The 1,090-nt window shown below is 31.4% G+C and carries 2 protein-coding genes; one reads left to right on the forward strand and one right to left on the reverse strand.

Annotated features, from left to right (window positions below):
• The coding region (locus FPG59_RS16265; RefSeq protein WP_086455553.1) for an MBL fold metallo-hydrolase at positions 1 to 581 on the forward strand (581 nt) is incomplete at its 5' end.
• A 1-nt stretch (position 582) separates the two neighbouring features.
• On the opposite strand, the gene FPG59_RS16270 is transcribed toward FPG59_RS16265, so the two are convergent.
• Positions 583 to 1,090: Crp/Fnr family transcriptional regulator (locus tag FPG59_RS16270; RefSeq protein ID WP_086455554.1), on the reverse strand; the 508-nt coding region annotated here is incomplete at its 5' end.

Here is a 1,090-nt window from a genome sequence, read left to right on the forward strand (position 1 = left end):
TTGTTGATCCAAGCTTTGATCCTAAATCAATTGGAAGAAAAATTGATTTTTTAGGTTTGAAAGTTGTAGGTATATTGGTAACTCATGCGCATCAAGATCATATTTTTAGTGTACAACATTTTATGGATTTATACAGAGTCGATGTTTGGGCTTCTGAAAAATCAAAAGAATTGTTTGGAGATCGTGTGCGCAATCTTAGTTTTATTGGTTCTCAACATTTTGGACTAGAGGAAACAATTTTGGATGTTCCAGTAAAAATTTTGGAAGATCAAACCACCTATCAAATAGAAAACTTTATTTTTACAACTGGTATTTATCCCGGTCATAGCATTGGTTGTACTGTTTTTGATTTTGGAGAATTTATGCTGACTGGTGATTTTATTTTCAAAGGAACTATTGGGAGAATAGACTGGCCTGGCTCCAATCCTGAGGATATGAAGAACAGTTTGATGTTATTTAGAGATAGATATAAAACAATCGATATGCCAATATATGCTGGACATAATGATGCTTCAACTATACAAAAGGAATTGGCTACGAATATTTTTTTATTAGATCCAACAAATGTAAAATGGTTGTAGGCTATATTCGTTTTCTAATTCTGCTTAATGTTTCAGGAGTGATTCCTAAATACGAAGCAATATGATATTGTGGGATTTGTAGTAACCAGTCCGGTTTTGTCTTCATAATATCGAGATATAATTCTTCGGCGGTATTTACAAAATGGTTGAATTCTTCGGTTTCTTTATTGACAACAATTCGTTGAAAAATGGTTTCAACAAATAACTTACCACAATTGTATTGGTTAGTAAATGTCGAAAATATTTCTTTTGATAAAACTCTCAAATCAACATCAGTTAAACATTCTTGGTATTTTTTTGTAGCGGTAGCGTGTGCAAAGGATGAAAAATCGGTTATAAAACCGGCATCTGTAAAAAAATTGATATTTTTTTCTTTGTCGGTGGTTGCATAATATTCTCGGATTATTCCTTGATCTAAAAAACGAAGTTCATTTTCTACTTTTCCATTTTCTAAAATGATTTCCCCTTTTTTGAATGATTTTACAGTAAAAGTATTTACAAATTCATCT

This window comes from Flavobacterium sp. FPG59, assembly GCF_002150205.1.
GTDB lineage: Bacteria > Bacteroidota > Bacteroidia > Flavobacteriales > Flavobacteriaceae > Flavobacterium.